Source organism: Cryobacterium zhongshanensis, assembly GCF_022760445.1.
GTDB classification, from domain to species: Bacteria; Actinomycetota; Actinomycetes; order Actinomycetales; family Microbacteriaceae; genus Cryobacterium; species Cryobacterium algoricola.
The window spans coordinates 55219-71257 of record NZ_JALGAR010000006.1; the positions used below are offsets into that span (position 1 = coordinate 55219).

At 64.2% G+C, this 16039-nt stretch carries 6 protein-coding genes; all 6 read left to right on the forward strand.

Features of this window, described 5'->3' with window-relative positions; all coding sequences use genetic code 11:
- Nucleotides 1-18 precede the first annotated feature (18 nt).
- The 6 genes from MQH31_RS17450 (at nucleotide 19) to MQH31_RS17475 (ending at nucleotide 15988) form a co-directional block, all read left to right on the forward strand.
- Nucleotides 19-690 (forward strand): hypothetical protein, encoded by a 672-nt coding sequence (locus MQH31_RS17450; protein WP_243013082.1) that lies wholly within the window; start codon nucleotides 19-21, stop codon nucleotides 688-690.
- A 138-nt stretch (nucleotides 691-828) separates the two neighbouring features.
- Complete coding sequence (locus tag MQH31_RS17455; protein WP_243013083.1) at nucleotides 829-1605, forward strand: hypothetical protein; 777 nt, start codon at nucleotides 829-831, stop codon at nucleotides 1603-1605.
- 156 nt (nucleotides 1606-1761) lie between these two features.
- Entirely contained in the window at nucleotides 1762-3537 is a 1776-nt protein-coding gene (locus MQH31_RS17460; protein WP_243013084.1) for an AAA family ATPase, read from the forward strand.
- A 79-nt stretch (nucleotides 3538-3616) separates the two neighbouring features.
- The gene (locus MQH31_RS17465; RefSeq protein WP_243013085.1) at nucleotides 3617-5887 is read left to right on the forward strand and encodes a coiled-coil domain-containing protein; all 2271 of its coding nucleotides are present in this window, start codon (nucleotides 3617-3619) and stop codon (nucleotides 5885-5887) included.
- Between the two features lie 136 nt (nucleotides 5888-6023).
- Complete coding sequence (locus MQH31_RS17470; protein WP_243013086.1) at nucleotides 6024-10241, forward strand: type IV secretory system conjugative DNA transfer family protein; 4218 nt, start codon at nucleotides 6024-6026, stop codon at nucleotides 10239-10241.
- Nucleotides 10242-10420: 179 nt separating this feature from the next.
- Nucleotides 10421-15988, forward strand: a complete 5568-nt coding sequence (locus MQH31_RS17475) for a hypothetical protein (RefSeq protein ID WP_243013087.1) — start codon at nucleotides 10421-10423, stop codon at nucleotides 15986-15988.
- The last annotated feature ends 51 nt before the right edge of the window (nucleotides 15989-16039 follow it).

A 16039-nucleotide genomic window follows, 5' to 3' on the forward strand; every position in this document is an offset into this window, starting at 1 on the left:
CGCAACAAGGAGAATCACATGGCTGATCTGCGCAAGGAAACCCACGGTCCGGGCTCGATGAAGGGCGTCCACCTCGCCGTCATCGCGTACGACAACCGCGTCGCCAAGAAGGACGACGTTGTCACCACTCACTACCTCGACGCGCGCATCCACCCGGGTGACCACCGTGCCGCGGGTCAGACCACTCTCGCCCTGGTCTCCAAGAAGGACGCGAAGTCGCCGACCGGCTACAACAACTCGGCTCGCTACTCGGCCGGCCAGTTCGAGGCCATCAAGGAAGCCGCTGGCACCAACGTCACCGACCTGACCAACAAGGAGGGTACGGTCGTGGGCAAGATTTACGGCGTCAAGGCCGACCTGCTGATCAGCAACGGCGACGTCATCGCCAACACGAAGACCCTCGAGGCGTCGGAGCTGTCCGTCGGCGATGACGCCGCGGGCAAGGACATCCGCACTCAGATCTTCGACAGCATGAAGGAGGCCAAGGACGCGCGCGCCGCCGCCGCCCCCGAAGCCGCGGCTGTTGAGGCTCCGGCTGCAGAGGTCGCACCGGTCGAGGTCGCACCCGCCGCGGAGAAGCCGGCTGCCAAGGCGAAGGCCGCACGCAAGCCCAAGGCGGCCGTCAAGCCTGAACTGGTCAGCGTCGGAGCCGAGACCGCCGTCTCGTCCGACGAGCCCGAACTGGGCTAGTCAGTCATCAAGAGGCCCCGTGCTGGAGGAGAAATCCTTCGGCGCGGGGTCTTTTCCCTTTCCGGGGGACGGAAGGGGAGCCAACGCAGAGAGACCAAGACTCGGACTTCGTCCGGGGGGAGATAGAAGGAGATTGACGTGTCATTGCAGTACACCGAAGCAGAGAACGATCAGTGGGCTGAATCGAAGCGGTTGGAGAACGTGCGCCGAATCGGCATGAACCTGCCCATGCGCCCCGGAGCGGGGACCCCGCCGCGACCGAAGCCACAGTCTCAGTCGCCGAAGTTGCCGGCGCACCTGGGCGGGCCGCCCATCAGCCCGCCGCCGGGGTCGATGCGCAACCCGATCGTGCGTGGACGTGAAAACGCTGCGCCCGGAACGCGGGCTAACCCCAACGTGAAGAGCGGGAACGAGCCGGGATCGCTCGGCAACCCGTTGGTGCGGGAATCCGCCGCTCAGGCGGCCGCACGCCAGCTCCCGGTGAAGGGCCTGATCGACGCGCAGAGCATGCCTGGCTACCAGGCGCCGGCGCAGCCGGTTGACCAGGATTCCGTCGTCAAGGCGTCCACCCAGGGCTTCACCAACGGATTCGTTGGTGGTCTGGCCGGAGGAACTCGTCCGGGTGCGGGGGATTCGACCACCAAGGACGCAGAGGCCGACTCGGCGCCAGGCGCCGCAGGTGTTGCGGGCCTGGATCTGCCGGCCGGGTCACCTCTGAGCGCGCTGGCTATGGTTGCGGAGGCCGCCGAGAACGCTCAGTCGGTCGACGCGCGCATGAAACGCTTCCCTGAGCTGGAGAACGTGAAAGTGCTCACCGGTAACGCCGCGCGCTTCCCCGAGCTGGCGGAGCCGCCCGAGCCGGACCCGCGACCGGACACGCCGGAACAGGAAGAGGACGGCGGATACCAGCGCTGATCCGCGTCTGAATGAAGGTCGTCTCGATCCGGACCATCCGGACGGGGCGGCCTTTTTTCTGTCTGGCGATCATGGCGTCATGGTAAGATAATCCTGGTTTACCAGCAGATTCCGGGGTTCCGGGATTGATCCAATAAGCATTCGAGGCAGGCACAGTTGTTCGCAGAGATCGAGCTCAATGAGAAGTACAAGACCCTCGCCGCGTACAGCGCACCCCTGAACACACCCGAGCGAGAGATCGTCGGTCGCGACAATGAGATCTCCCAGCTGATGGCGGCCATGTGCCGACCTGAGCTCTGCAACGCACTGCTGCTGGCCCCGCCCGGCTCGGGCAAGACCGCTCTCGTTCAGGCCGCGGCGCTCAAGGACACCGGCCGCACGTATATGGAAGTCGACCTCGCGCGCATGATCGCGAATCTGAAGAACCCTGACGAGATGGCCGCATTGCTCAAGGGGCTGTTCGATGAGGCCGAGATATTTAGCCATGACGAGCACAAGGAACTGGTGTTGTTCATCGACGAGTTCCACCAGATCGTTCAGCTCAGCGCCGCTGCGGTAGAGGCGTTGAAGCCTGTGCTCGCTGCGTCCGGGGCTCGCGGAATCCGGGTGATCGCGGCGACAACCAACGACGAGTTCGATACGTTCATCAAACCGAACCAGCCGCTCGTGGAGCGCCTTCAGCGCATCATTGTGAGCCCGCCCGACAAGGCGACCACGGTGAAGATCATGAAGGGCATGGCGGAGCGCTACGGTGTCGCTGACGAGTTCTACGACGACCGTATCTTCGAGCTGATCCACGAGTACACCGAGCGGTACATCCCCGCCTCCACCCAGCCACGTAAGTCGATCCTCGTGCTCGACTCGATGGTCGGCTGGCACAAGCACACCAACCGCGCGATGGACCGTGCGTTGCTCGCCGACGTGCTCTACGAATCCGTCGGCGTGAACGTTGCCTTCCGCGTCGATGCGGTCAAGATCAAGGAGCAGCTGGACAGCAAGGTGTTCAGCCAAGACTGGGCGACCTCTGTCGTCGCCAAGCGTCTTCAGCTCTGTGTGGCCGACCTTCAGGACAAGACCAAGCCGGCGTCTTCGTTTCTGTTCACCGGCTCGACCGGTGTGGGCAAGTCTGAGCTGACGAAGCAGCTGGCCCTGCTGATGTTCGGGGACGCCCAGCAGCACCTGATCCGCTTCGATATGTCGGAGTACGCGCGCGACGAGTCCCTGGACCTGTTTCGCAACGAGCTGACCAGCCGCGTGTGGCACACCAGCCACGCGGTTCTCTTGCTCGACGAGATTGAGAAGGCATCGCCCCTGGTGACGCGCATGCTGCTCCAGGTGCTTGACGACGGGCGCCTCTCGGATGCCAACGGGCGCCAGGTGTCGTTTCTGAATACCTACATCGTGCTGACCACCAACGCCGGCTCGGAGATCTTCGAGACCATCGCCCAGTACAACGGCGATGACACCGGCTCAGGTAAGGAACTGCTGGGCAAGATGAAGGAGATCCGTCGCTCGATCACGAGCACGCAGGGCGACAACAAGTTCCCGCCGGAGTTACTTGGTCGCATCGACGCGATCGTGCCCTTCCAGCCGCTTACCCGTGGCACTCAGCGCAAGATCGTGACGTCCAAGCTGAAGAAGTTCGTCCAAGAGGTGCTGAGCAAGCACGGCGTGCGCGTCCTCATTGCCGAGCGCGTGATCGAGTTCCTGGTGGAGGACAGGGGTGACACTGAATCGAATGCCGGCGGCGCCCGTGCGGCCATCGCGCTGCTGACCGATGAGGTGGCTACCAACGTCGCGGCGTTCATCAACAAGTACCCCGGCGAGCGTGCTCTCCAGGTCGACATTCGCGGCGTTTTGAAGACCGAAGATAAGGACCGTCTCAAGAGCGATGCCGAGGTCGTGGTGTCACTTCCACAGATGGTGTTTTGAGACACATCACCCCCAATATGTAGCACCCGCAAGTATTCATGTATGCTGGTAAACGAGCAGATCAGGAAAGGACAAGCCCATGGCATTCGGTCGTAGGAAAAGCAAAGAATCAGGCGCGGAAGCACCGGCCGAGGTCGTCGCAGCACAGGCCACCAAGCCGTCACAGCAGAAGAAGCGCAAGCCCGCAGAACTGCTCTCGAGCGTCGTGAATGAGAGCGCTGTCGGCGCCGCCATCGACCTCATGAAGCAGAACGCCTCTTTCGCTCTCCCGAACGGGACCGCTTGGGTCGGACTGCTCCTTTCCGCCGACGAGATCGGCGGCCTCAGCCAGAAGCAGAAGGGCGACGCGACCAAGGGTTCGATCATCGAACTCATCGCAGCCGACAAGATCCAGGTCGTCGCAACCAAGGCCATGCTCGACGAAGAGTTCCTTGGCATCATCCCCAGCGTGGAGACGCTCAGCCGGATGAACGAATACAGCCTGCTGACCGAGGCTCACTACTACTGGGCGGTCTTCCGCTCGGAGAACAACGGCCAGAACCTGGTGGCCGACGCCGTTCAGGGTTCCACGGCCTCTTACGCAGAAGCCCTCTCCGTGGCGCGCGGCGAGACGACCGTCAGTGCCTTGCTGCCCGAGGTTTGGGCGTGGGGCGGCGGGACTACTGAGCCCGTACTGACCGCTCACGCCCCCGTAGAGCCCGAACTGGTCTTCGCAGGCGCAATGGCCTACTCGGAGGGCTCTCCGGCCGCTACGTCGGCTCCTGCGGTCAATAGCGACCCGATGAGCGATGCGTTCAACTTTGGTGATGAAGGCGTGGACTACGCCTCCATGGCCGAGAATGACGCGGACCCCGAGCCGCAGCTCGAGTTCGACACGGCCCGCTACGAAGCCGAGTTCAACGATTCGTCCTCGGCCCTCGACGAGGACGATGACGAAGACGACCTGGCACCCTCGTGGCAGGGCATCGACACCAACGAGGCTCCGGCGCAGTCCGCCTCGGCCGACGAAGCCACCGCCGGCTACTACCAGTACGTCACCGACAACAAGGACCGCGTCGTCGACGAGCAGGAAGTCCGCGACACCATCGCACGTCGCTTCCTGAGCAACGACCTCGACCTTGTGGTCGACCTGGCCGAGTTCGATCGCACGTTCGCCACCGAGGCGGCTGCAATCTCGATCGGGATCGCGGATGACCCGTCCGACTGGCTCGGCTCACAGGTCGCCCAGCTCAGCCGACAGGCCAACGCCGAACTGGCGCGTCTTCACCAGGGCAACACCGACGAACTGCGCGAGATGTTCGTCGAGACCATGGCACTGCACGTCGAGAACACGATGGCCGTGGTGTCAACTGAGGCGCAGGGGTCGCAGTACTTCGGTCTCATGGCGGGGGCGAAGAAGGACTTCGAGGCCCAACGCGCGGCCGCGCCTCAGGAAGTGTCCTCGCAGCGCCGGGAGATCACCGCCCGCTTCGAGACGGCAGCTGTCAGCCGCTCGGCTCAGGCCGCTGCTCACGCCCGTGCGGTGTACGAGGACAAGAACCGACCCAAGCTGGAGCGCGACCTCGCCGAGGTCGGTCTGGACCTGGACCGTCGCCACGAAGAGCAGTACGCGCACGACCGCCAGACGGTTCTGGAGATGCGCCGCAAGGACGCCAACGTCCGCATGGACATCGGCACGAACCGGATCTTCGAGCTCCTGCGCGAGCGTCAGGCCGCCCAGCGTGAAGACGAGCGTGAACTGCTCGAGCACTGGAACGGTCAGCTCACCCGCTTCATCGACGAGAACCGCAAGAACGACATGTCCCGGGCCCTGACCCTGGCCGAGCAGCTTGCGCGCGACAACCAGGTCGCCGCCCTGAAGGTCGAGCATGCCGCTCGCCTGAAGGAAATGCGTACCGAGCACGCGGATCGCGAAGAACGTCTGAACTCGCAGCTGATCCGCAACCGCGAAGACGCGCTGGCTCAGCTGAACGCTCGTTCGACCGAATGGGACAGCTCCCTGGCGCTGGAGAAGGAGCGTACCCGCTCGACGAGTGCGCTGACGAGCCAGCTCTCCCAGCAGCTGGTTGCCCTCGGCGAGAAGTACGACGAGCAGTACCGGGGCAAGATTTCCACGCTTGAGGCTGACAAGCAGTCGTACGTCGAGGAGCTGAACCGCGCGAGCGAGGTGCAGAAGCGGGCCAACAGCACGATGGTCCTGCTCGTAGTCATCCTCGCAATCGCCGCTCTGGCCGTCGGTGTCATCGCCGGCTGGGCCTGGGGCGCCGCGGGTACTCATGGAACCGCACCCGCCGGCTTTGCCGTGCTGGGCTCGTTCCTCACTGGACCGACGGGATGGATGGGGACCTGATCCCCCATTCACCTGTCTAAAAAAGAGCGGGGCATGTCACCTTTCGAGGCGGCGTGCCCCGCTCTTTTTGCATTAGAGTAGTAGTTAGATAACGCTCGTAAACCAGCATAAAATCACACACAGATAGGGGTTCGGCGTGGCGAAGAAGGCCAATCATCCGAAGGCGACGAACTGGGAAAAGCTCTCGGGACGCAGCGACGATCAGACCCTGAAGAACCGCGACGTTTTCGAGGGGCAGCAGCTCGACCGGTCCAGTATCGACGGGCTGCAGACCAAGACCAGCCGCCGGACGGTGGCAATCATCGTCGGTGCCGTTGTGACGCTCGTTGCCTGGGTGGTGGTCTCCGTGGTGCTCATGGTCTTCGGGATGCTCGGCATCGGGGGCAGCGCCGCTGGCACGAGCAGCTCTTCAAACGGGTACTACTCGATCGAACAGATCAACGGGTCCACGGTCTTCCACTGCTACCAGATCAACGATTCGACGGGTCAGGCGCTGGCCGGTACGCCTTGCTACGACACCGAGGCGGAGGCCATCGCCAACCCGCCCGCCTGGTGGACGGACAAGACCGCCGCGGCGCAGACTGACGCGCCCGCTGCAGATGGCGGCGGCACGGCGTCCGTGGCGCCCGCTGGTGGATTCGTGGGTGAGTTGCTGACCTTCGGATGGTGGAAGCTTCTCATCTCCCTCCTCGCCGGCCTGGGCACGTTCTCGCTTCTCTACTCGGTCCTGATGCGCAACCTGGACGCACAGAACCTGATGAATGACACCAGCGACATCAACCAGTACACCGGTGACCAGCACATCGCCCTCCCTGACGAGGTCATGCGCAAGTTCGACTGGTTCCCCGACGTGGGAGCGCACTCAGACGTGCAGTTCAGCTCGATGATCAGCCACGTCATGCTCACCAACAAGGGCCTGAAGAAGATCCAGACGGCCGTGCGTGCCGACAAGGACGTGCTGGACGAGGACGGCGACGTCGACTACCTCAAGGGGGAGATCCTTCGCGACGAGAACGAGGACGCCATCATGCAGCCGATGCCGATGATCGACGAGGCGTTCGGCAGCGCACTCTTCGACGCATCCGGCATCCCCGCGAGCAAGACCTTGCGCAAGACCTACGACACCACGCTGATCCCCTACAACGGAGATGGCAGTGACCGCGACAAACTCGGCAAGCACAAGACCGTGGCCGACCTGATCAACAGTGACTGGACCCTGCCCGAATACGAAGTGCAGCGCCCCGGCGGCGCCTACCTGGTGGACACCGCACCGGTGAACACGATGGTGCTGGCCATCACCCGTGGTGGTAAGGGCCAGACCTACATCGAGCCCGTGATCGACATGTGGCTGCGGGAGAAGCGCCCGAGCAACATGGTGATCAACGACCCCAAGGGCGAGCTGCTCGTCAAGAACTATGTCCGTGCCACGATGCGCGGTTTCCAGGTCGTTCAGTTCAACCTCATCAACTCGATGAAGACCGACATCTACAACCCGCTCGGCATGGCGGCGGATGCGGCTCGCGAAGGCGACGCAACCAAGTGCGCCCTGTATGTCGAGAACATCGCGGACGTGTTTTTCCCGACCGACGGCGGTGAAGACCCGGTGTGGCCCAACGCCGCGAACAACGCGTTCAAGCGTGCCGCGTACGGCCTGATCGACTTCTACCTCGAGGAAGAGCGCGAGCTGCGCGCCTACGCCGCCCGCACCGACATGGACCCGAAGATCCTGGACAAGCGCCTGGACGAGATGTGGGGCAAGGTCACGCTCTACAACTGCTACCAGCTGTTCGTGCAGCTCACGGCGAAGAAGAAGAAGAACCCCGTGAAGGACCTGGAGTCCCGCGCCAAGCGAGGCGAGTTCGGCGACCCCCAGGGCGATGACTTCCGTGCCGATGAGTACGAGGAAGAGCGCGAGGTGGCTCTGCGTAAGGCGGTCCTCTGGGAAGACAAGGACGAGGTGGATTTGCTCACGCTCTTCTTCAACGCCACTCAGAATCTGCCGCAGAACGCGATGCGCACGCTCGTCGGCAACGCCGACAACGCGCTGCGCGCGATGGGCGCGGCCGAGAAGATGCTGGCCTCCGTCTACGGCATCGCGCTGACGGCCATGTCGTTCTTCACCGACCCGACCATCTCCACACTCACCTCAGGCGCCCCCTCGCAGAACACCGACCTCGGCGGACTCTCGTTCCCGCGGCGAATGGGTGTGCGGTTCGGCATGAACTACCTCAAGCGCGATCACCTGATCGGTTCCCAGGCCAAGTGGGATGCCTTCGGGGATCCGATGTTCGAGAATTCACTCGGCAAGGACTTCGAGCACGAGGACATCGTCTCTCGTGAGGGCTGGGCCCGGTACTACTTCCAGGGCAAGTTCGACGGCGACGTGGCCTACATCCGGCTGCGGCTCGTGAACGCTCAGACCGGCACTCTCATCCGGACGTTCTACTTCCGCTTCACGAAGGACTACCAGACCTCGCTCAACGGCCGCCAGTACATTAGCGACCCGATCACGAAGACGAAGATCGTCAAGAACGGCATCCTCGTTGAGCTGAAGCCCGTTACTGACGAGAAGGCTACGTCGGCCCAGCAGTGGGACGCAGACTTCGAGGCCGCAGGGGCGGGGAACGCGGGAGCTGAAACCGTTGGCAGCGATGCTGGGGAGGGCCTGTTCCGTAGTTTCCGACCCTCCACCGCGTCGGACGAGCGGTCAAATCTGCGCGCGATCGGACGACAGACCGGCCGGCAGAGGAACCCCGTCGAGCCAGTGGTCAAGGCATACGAACCCGGCCACACCACCTACCCGCAGATGCGCTTGACGAACATTGCCAACGGGCTGCCCGACAAGGAGATGGGTCAGGCCCACGCGATCATCTCCAACATGGTGCGCTACTCGGAGAACCCGAAGGTCGTCTTCTTGGTGACGCCGCCGCACCTGATGAAGTACGCCAAGTTGATCCTGATCCTGGTCAAGCAGCTCGTCGACCTGAACTTCGACAAGTCATATATGACCAAGAGCAACCAGAAGCCGCTCTATAAGACCCGGTTCATGCTCGACGAGCTCGGCAACCTGCAGTCCGAAGGGCACGGCATCTCTGGTTTCGAGACGATGCTGTCGATCGGCCTCGGCCAGGAGCAGCAGTTCACGATCATCCTCCAGACGCTCCAGCAGCTGCGGGACGTCTACGGCGAATCCGTGGACAAGATCGTGCAGGGCAACACGTCGAACATCGTGTTCCTGAAGTCCACCGACGACTCGATGCTGGACACTCTCCAGAAGATGAGCGGCACGCGCCACGTCACCTACCGCGACTCCAAGACGGTGACCAAAGACACCGAGCGGATGATCAAGGGGCTCAACGTGGAGGGCAAGGTCTCCTACACGATGAACACCAAGGAGGAGCCGGTCATCACGTACAACGACATGGCCTTCATCTCCGAGCGCAACAGCATCGTCTTCCGGGCCGGCGACGCACCGGTCTGGAACCGCAACGAGACGATCCTGCCGATGTCCTACCGCCTGTTCCAGGACACGATCGTGCACCCCGGCCACGAGTACTCGCTCCAGACAATCCCGACGCTCGGCTCGGCGCTGGAGTTCGACGTGCGGCTGAATCAGCCGGACTTTGAGAAGATGCTCGCCAAGCGCGTGCTGCAGGCCGAGAACGCCGCGGACTGCAAGAAGGTCTATCGCGTGGCCTACGACTACAAGGACGTCGACATCGCCCGCCTGGATCCCGACGTGTACAGCGACGAAGTCATGGAACTCATCGACGCGTCCTTGCGCGAGAGCGTCGCCGAAGAGACCGGGGGCGAGGCCGACGACGTTGACCTCGACGATGCCCCCGAGGGCTTCTACGACAACGGTGACTGGGAAGCGGACATCGAGATGCAGCAGGCCGCCGCGGCCGCCCAGGCCAACGCCGCGGTTCGTCAGGAGCCGATCTACGCAGGTAAGCAGATCAGCCGGGACATGCTCGTGCGGGCAGACGGGCGGGCACTTCAGAACACGCTCGACCGCGAGATCGTGGAAGCGTACAAGGCTGCTCGGGCCTACATGGAGCGTGACTCTCGGCACTTCAGCGTCGGCGCCGGCGGGTCGCTGCGCTCAGCGGACGGGCAGACGCTCTACATCGACAAGCTCGACGAGTCCGCGGCGATGCAGGCGCTGAACAACGCAGCTCAGAGCGAAACCAGCGGCGTCTATGCGGAAGAAGACATCAGCGGGCTGATCGGCTACGACGTCACGAGCGAATTCTACGAATTCCTCGCCTCTCTGGAGACCTGGCGTGACCTTGCCGGCGGAGAGTTCGATCGGGCCATGATGCTGGCCATGCGCGACAGGGAGGATGCATAAACTACTGGTTCACGAGCAAAAAAGAATAGGCGCGGAGACTGAAAAGTCGCCGCGCCTTTCGTGTTTGAGGCTCAAAAACCTCTATCATGATAGAGAAAGTTTACACACTTACCGAGGCCAGTTTCAACTGGCCTACTGAAAAAAGGGGGGACTCAGCAATGGATCCACGTAGTCAAGGAATGCGTCGCTACCTGTACGAACACCTGTTCCAGCAGACGATCGAGCGGACGCAGGACGCCACGGGGAAGATCATCATGGTCTCCGCGGCGCGCGATCTCCGCGCGAAGGTGGAGCAGAAGCTCGCCGCCGAAGGGCGCTCGATGGCCGACGCGGATCTGGGGATCCCGCCTGTGCTTCGAGCAATCGAATCCACGATGCAGGAGAACGTCACGGGCTACCAGGGTGTCTTCACCGACACCAGCCCCACCTCTCCCGCGTACATCCAGATGAAGGACAAGTTCTTCGATATGGCGGGATTCGCCCGCAAGAGCGCGGACGGGGCATCCGTCGTGCAGGCCCGCACCGGTGCGGCCGGCGCCCGGCTGCCAATCTCTCCGTACGACCCGCGCTGGGCGGTGCGCAGCACGGTCAAGCAAGCCGGGTCGCGTCTGACCTTCGTGCTCGGTCAGGACATCGAACAGTACGTCGGTGGCAACGTCTCGCGGATCGCGGAACTGCGCACGACGGACCTCCACCTGTACTCCATCGACGAGGAAGCCAAGCTGGTCGAGGCCGGCGAGGCATATAGCCACGACGACGCCAGCGGAATGACCGAGCTGATGGGACGGATGAGCGAGCAGGAATACCGCAACGTCCGCGACTGGGTCATCGACGGCGCACGCGGCCAGGACGGCCAGCTGAACCCCCGCGCGTTCATGAGCGACGAGGCGCTGGGCCGTTCGGCGGCCATCCTCGACGAACTGCGTGCTCAGGGCGTTGGCTACACCGTGCGTCGCGATCGGAACCCTGGCCAGATCAAGGTCGAGCTCGAGGGCACGAAGATCTCCGTCCGACTGACCGAACCGCGCCACATGGAACACTTCGTCGGACGCGTCTACGACGACGGCGTCTCGACGCACTACTCGACGAACGTCAAGGCCGCAGATCGCTCGCTGAAGACGGTGCCGTACACCCCGACCGCCGCGGAGGCGGTGTCGCTGCTGCGCATCGCTCAGGGCAAGCCCGTTGAGCGTTTCGACGGCAAGGGCCTCGTCGGCAAGGTCGGCGCCCACGCGGAGAGCGAGTGGAACCGCGAGCAGGGCCGCCGGGTCCCGATCCAGGTGCAGGATTCGTACCACACGAAGAATGACCGGACCTCGATGTCCGTCATGGGCGACCTGGTCATTGACGGCAAGATCCCGGAACCGGGCGCGAAGGTGTTCGTGCGCCGCTCGGCGAAGGCCCGCACCGCGACGGCACTGTTCTTCCTCAACGCCGAGCGTGGCGAGGCCTACCTTCGGGAGTCCGTAGACAGCGCCCGCGAGAACCTCGTGGCATCCCTGGACGTGGAACGCCTGGTGGCCGACCACGAGGCCCACGTCGAGGAGGCCAAGGACGGCGACTGGTTCCCCGAGTTCAGCGGTGACGCTGAGGTCGCGGCCATCCAGCGCTCCTACTGGGACGTGCTGCGCGACGCACAGACGACCCTGCTGCGCTCCGGCGCGACGGAGGACGAGTACCAGGCCAAGGTCGGCGTGATCGGCGAGCTTCAGGTCGACACGGATGTGGCCCGCGTTTACCACGACATGCTCGTGGAAGACCTCGCCTACGTCGGCTCCGCTGAGCAGAAGGTCCACGACCACGCTGGCGACGTCGTCGACGAACTGATCGGCAGCTACGACCAGCACGAGCAGACCCTGCCTGACGGTGAAGTCGTCATGCGCCGGTTCGACCCGGTGCGGGTGGCCAAGCACATGACCAGCGAGTTCGGCACCTGGCGCAACAACGCCGACATCGTCGCGGCGCTGCGCGTCACCGGTATTGACGGCGACGACCTCATGGGTTCGAGCTTCTACGCCACCGCCGTCAAGGACCGTCTCGTGCGCTTCGACGAGGCGAGCGCCGTGGAGCCGAGCATGCACGAGGACGCATTTGTCAGCAGGATGGGTAGCGTCATCGGCTACGCGATCGAACGCAACGGTGGCAAGGTGACGAGCCTGCTCATCGACAAGAACGGCATTGCGTCTTGGGAGGCCGATCGGTACGGACGCACCGGCGTCGCTGAATCCGTCAAGGGTCAGATCGGCCAGCTCTTCGGCCGCGGCGAGCACGGCGAAGTCGTGACCCGGTTCGCGGGCGGCGAGAACTACCTGTTCGCCCCCGGATATGAGGCGCGCATCGCGTCGCAGACTGCCGGTGACGACCTGAGCGTCGAGGAGCGCACGCTGCTGCGTGGCTACGAGCAGACGATGGGTGACCAGGTCGAGTACCAGATCGCCAACGACATGCTCGTGATGCGCACCGAGGTCGGCGAGCCCACCTCACTCAACAGCGTCTACCGCCGCCTGTACGACGTGCGTCACGACGTCGATTTCATCGACCGGTCCTCCGACGAGGGCCTGGACAGCCAGTGGGTGGAAGCCATCCTCTCCACCGAGTCCCGCAGGGTGCGCTACCCGAGCGAGATCGCGTCGGGATCAACCGTCCACGCCGCCTGGCGCGCGGAGAACTCTTCCCTGGCCGCCGACCCCGCCAACGACAACCGCTTCGACCCGTGGATCCTGACGGGTGGCCGGAACATGGCCATCATGACGAACCAGGCCGACGGCTTCTTCGACCCGGTGATGACCAACGGTGCCGTGTACCAGGGCATCACGCGCTACCTCGTCGAGGGTGCAAGCGTTGACCCCGCCACCGGAAAGATCATCCGGAGCGCCGACCTGTCGGACCGGGCCCCGCTGATGAAGCTGCCCGAGACCGAGATGATGAAGTACGACCCGTACGACCGCCAGCAGATGTCCGCATCCAACCTGCTCAACGCCGCTGCGGTGACGGAGCCGGTCGGCGTGGCCATGATGACCTTCGGCGGCTGGACGGCCGACGACCCGATGGTCGTGAGCAAGAACTTCGCCGAGAAGCACGCTATCCGTGGTGCCAACGGCAGCTCACGCGCACTGGTCCCCGGCGACAAGCTCAGCGACATGCACGGCAACAAGGGCGTCATCTCGCTCGTTGTGGACCGCGACGCGGTCATCGGCGAGGACTTCGACGCCCACGACCAGAGCATGAACTACGCCGTTCAGGTGTTCAAGATGAACCCCGAGCTGGACGTGGTGATGAGCCCCTTCAGCGCCGTGTCGCGCTTCAACGGCGGCACCGCTCGCGAACTGATGCAGGACCCGGGAGACCTTGCCCTGCCGTGGAAGGGAATGACCGAGAACACGATGGGCAAGATGCGTCTCGTCGTCACTCACAAGGACGTCGAGCGCGGCACGCGCGTCTACGACGAGGCTGCTCTTCGTGAGGGTCGCGGCCGCAAGGCCTCCTCACAGCTGGCGTGGGCCCTCGGCTCGCAGGGCTGCGACGAGGTGATGAGCGAGTTCTACGGCCCGAACAACTCGGCCGTGGCCAACTTCCGCGAGATGCTCGTCACGATGGGTCTCGACCTGGAAGCGGACGGCACCATGCGCGTCGGCTACGACGACATGGCCGAGGGTTCCGAGCGCCGGCTGTTCCCGATGCCCGAGCTGTCGTTCACGTCCAAGGGCACGCTGAACGCGGGCAAGATGAAGGGCGACTTCGGTCAGCTCATCGGAGACCGCGGTGGCGACCTGGAACTGCCGTTCCCGCTGCGCTTCCCGACCGGCGAGCGGATCCCGACGGCCAGCGATTCCACCTGGAAGCTCCCGGTGATGAGTTCCCACCTCCGCAGCGGTCAGGATCTGGACGATGGTCAGAGCACCGCTCACGACTACACGAACCAGTACCTCGCCGTGTACGAGATGGCGACTCGCTACCGGGCCGCGAAGGAAGAGCTGACCAAGAACGGCGAGGCCCTCACGCCCAAGCGCCGCAGCGACCTGGAGGACATGGCTGCCGAGGCTCCGCGCCGCGCGCAGGCCGCGTTCGACACGATCACGGACGACCTGAAGCAGAAGCGTTTTTCCGGCAAGCGCAACGTCTTCAAGGAAGGCCTGATGTCGTCGCGTCTGCCCAACTCGGCCACGGCCGTGTGGACGAGCGACCCGCGCCTGGACATCGACCAGCTCGCCATGGGGCCGGCAATGGCCGAAGCCCTGGGCCTCCAGGACAACGACTACGCGCTGGTCTGGCGTGACCCGGTGCTGCGCGACGCGGGTGTTCGCTACCTCCGCGTGAAGGTCGACGAGCGCCTCACCGGCGTGGCGATCAACCCCGCGATGGACAAGTGCTTCGACGGCGACTTCGACGGCGACTCTGTTGCCGTCGTGCGCCTCACGAGCGACGGGGCCCGCGAGCAGGCGCTGAAGAAGCTGTCGGTCGAGGCCAACCTGCTCGACCTCGGTCAGTTCGGCGAGGACTCGCTGCACCCGCTGGCCATGCAGGACTCACTCGACGTGAAGGTGTCCCAGCACATCGCGCCCCGCCTGGCGGAGCAGTTCGCCAACCTCAAGATGCGGGCGAACGAGGTGCAGAGCGACCTCGAGGACGGAGCAATCAACGACTTCGAGGCGTGGGAGTCGCGCACCGAACTGGTCGGCGACCTCTCGAACTACTACCGCGAGGCCATGGAGGGTCAGTACGGCGACGCGATCCTCCGCTTCGGCGAGGCCGGCGACCACGTCAAGAGCGTGATCGAGGCATGCATCGACACCGAGGCCAAGGGCTCGATGGCGAAGATCGGAGACTACTGCCGCCACGTCGGCGTGGACCCGGTCACGATGGCGGACCTGGGCGACACCCAGCACACCCGTCTCGAGGACGAGGGTGTCATGATGGCCACGGCCGTCAAGTCGCACGGTACCGGCATCGCAGGGACGTTCTCCCAGCGCGGTGTCAAGGCACTGCGCAACGCCGAGCTGAAGGCTGTTCTTGAGCTCACCTACCCGGTGACGCAGTCGGTGCTGCAGGCCAAGCACGACCCCGAAGAGGCCCGTCAGAAGTACAACATGCTCATGGGTCCGGCGCGGTCTCTCTGGAAGGGGCGCAAGCTCGAGGCCATCGTGGGGGAGGACGGCGAGCGTACTTGGGCCGTCGCCCGCGACGAGAACAGCAAGGAGATCCAGGCCGATGTCGAGACGTGGAAGCGCCAGTTCGTGGAGCTGTACACCTCGAAGGACGGGCTGAACGTCACGGTCAACCTGCGCAACGTCGACAAGGTCGCGGCGGCCCTCACCGGCCCGACCGGCCTGATCATCGACATCGAGGACCCGCAGGACGCGAGCCTCGACACCATGGGATCCACCATGGACCGCCTGGCCTACGGCGGCACGTTCGATGATGTGCTGGCAGCGGCTACGACTCGCGAGAACATCTTCGCGGGCTCGGAGAACGGGCACTTCGCCCCGTACGCGGTGCGCAGCAACCAGCACGCCATCGCCGAGTGGGAGAAGGCGACGGAGGCGGGCCTTGATGTTGAGGCCCCCGAGGTCAAGCTGCTCGTGAACCGGGACGTGCTCGCCGAGAGCGACACCCGTGCCCGCGCCCGTGGTGAAGGCCGCAAGTCGCCCGTCGCTGCAACGGTTCGTGCCCCGCGCCCGCGCCCGGCATTCGTCGAGGTGCCGGACGACGCGGCGGACGCTGAGCTGGTCGACGACTACCAGCTGTAGCCCGCAAGAGAAGAAGCCCCACCCCGTTACGGGGTGGGGCTTTTCTGCGCC

Coding starts and splice junctions, on each gene's coding strand:
- MQH31_RS17465 (WP_243013085.1), top strand. CDS start 3,617: ATGGCATTCGGTCGTAGGAAAAGCAAAGAATCAGGCGCGGAAGCACCG.
- MQH31_RS17475 (WP_243013087.1), top strand. CDS start 10,421: ATGCGTCGCTACCTGTACGAACACCTGTTCCAGCAGACGATCGAGCGG.
- MQH31_RS17450 (WP_243013082.1), top strand. CDS start 19: ATGGCTGATCTGCGCAAGGAAACCCACGGTCCGGGCTCGATGAAGGGC.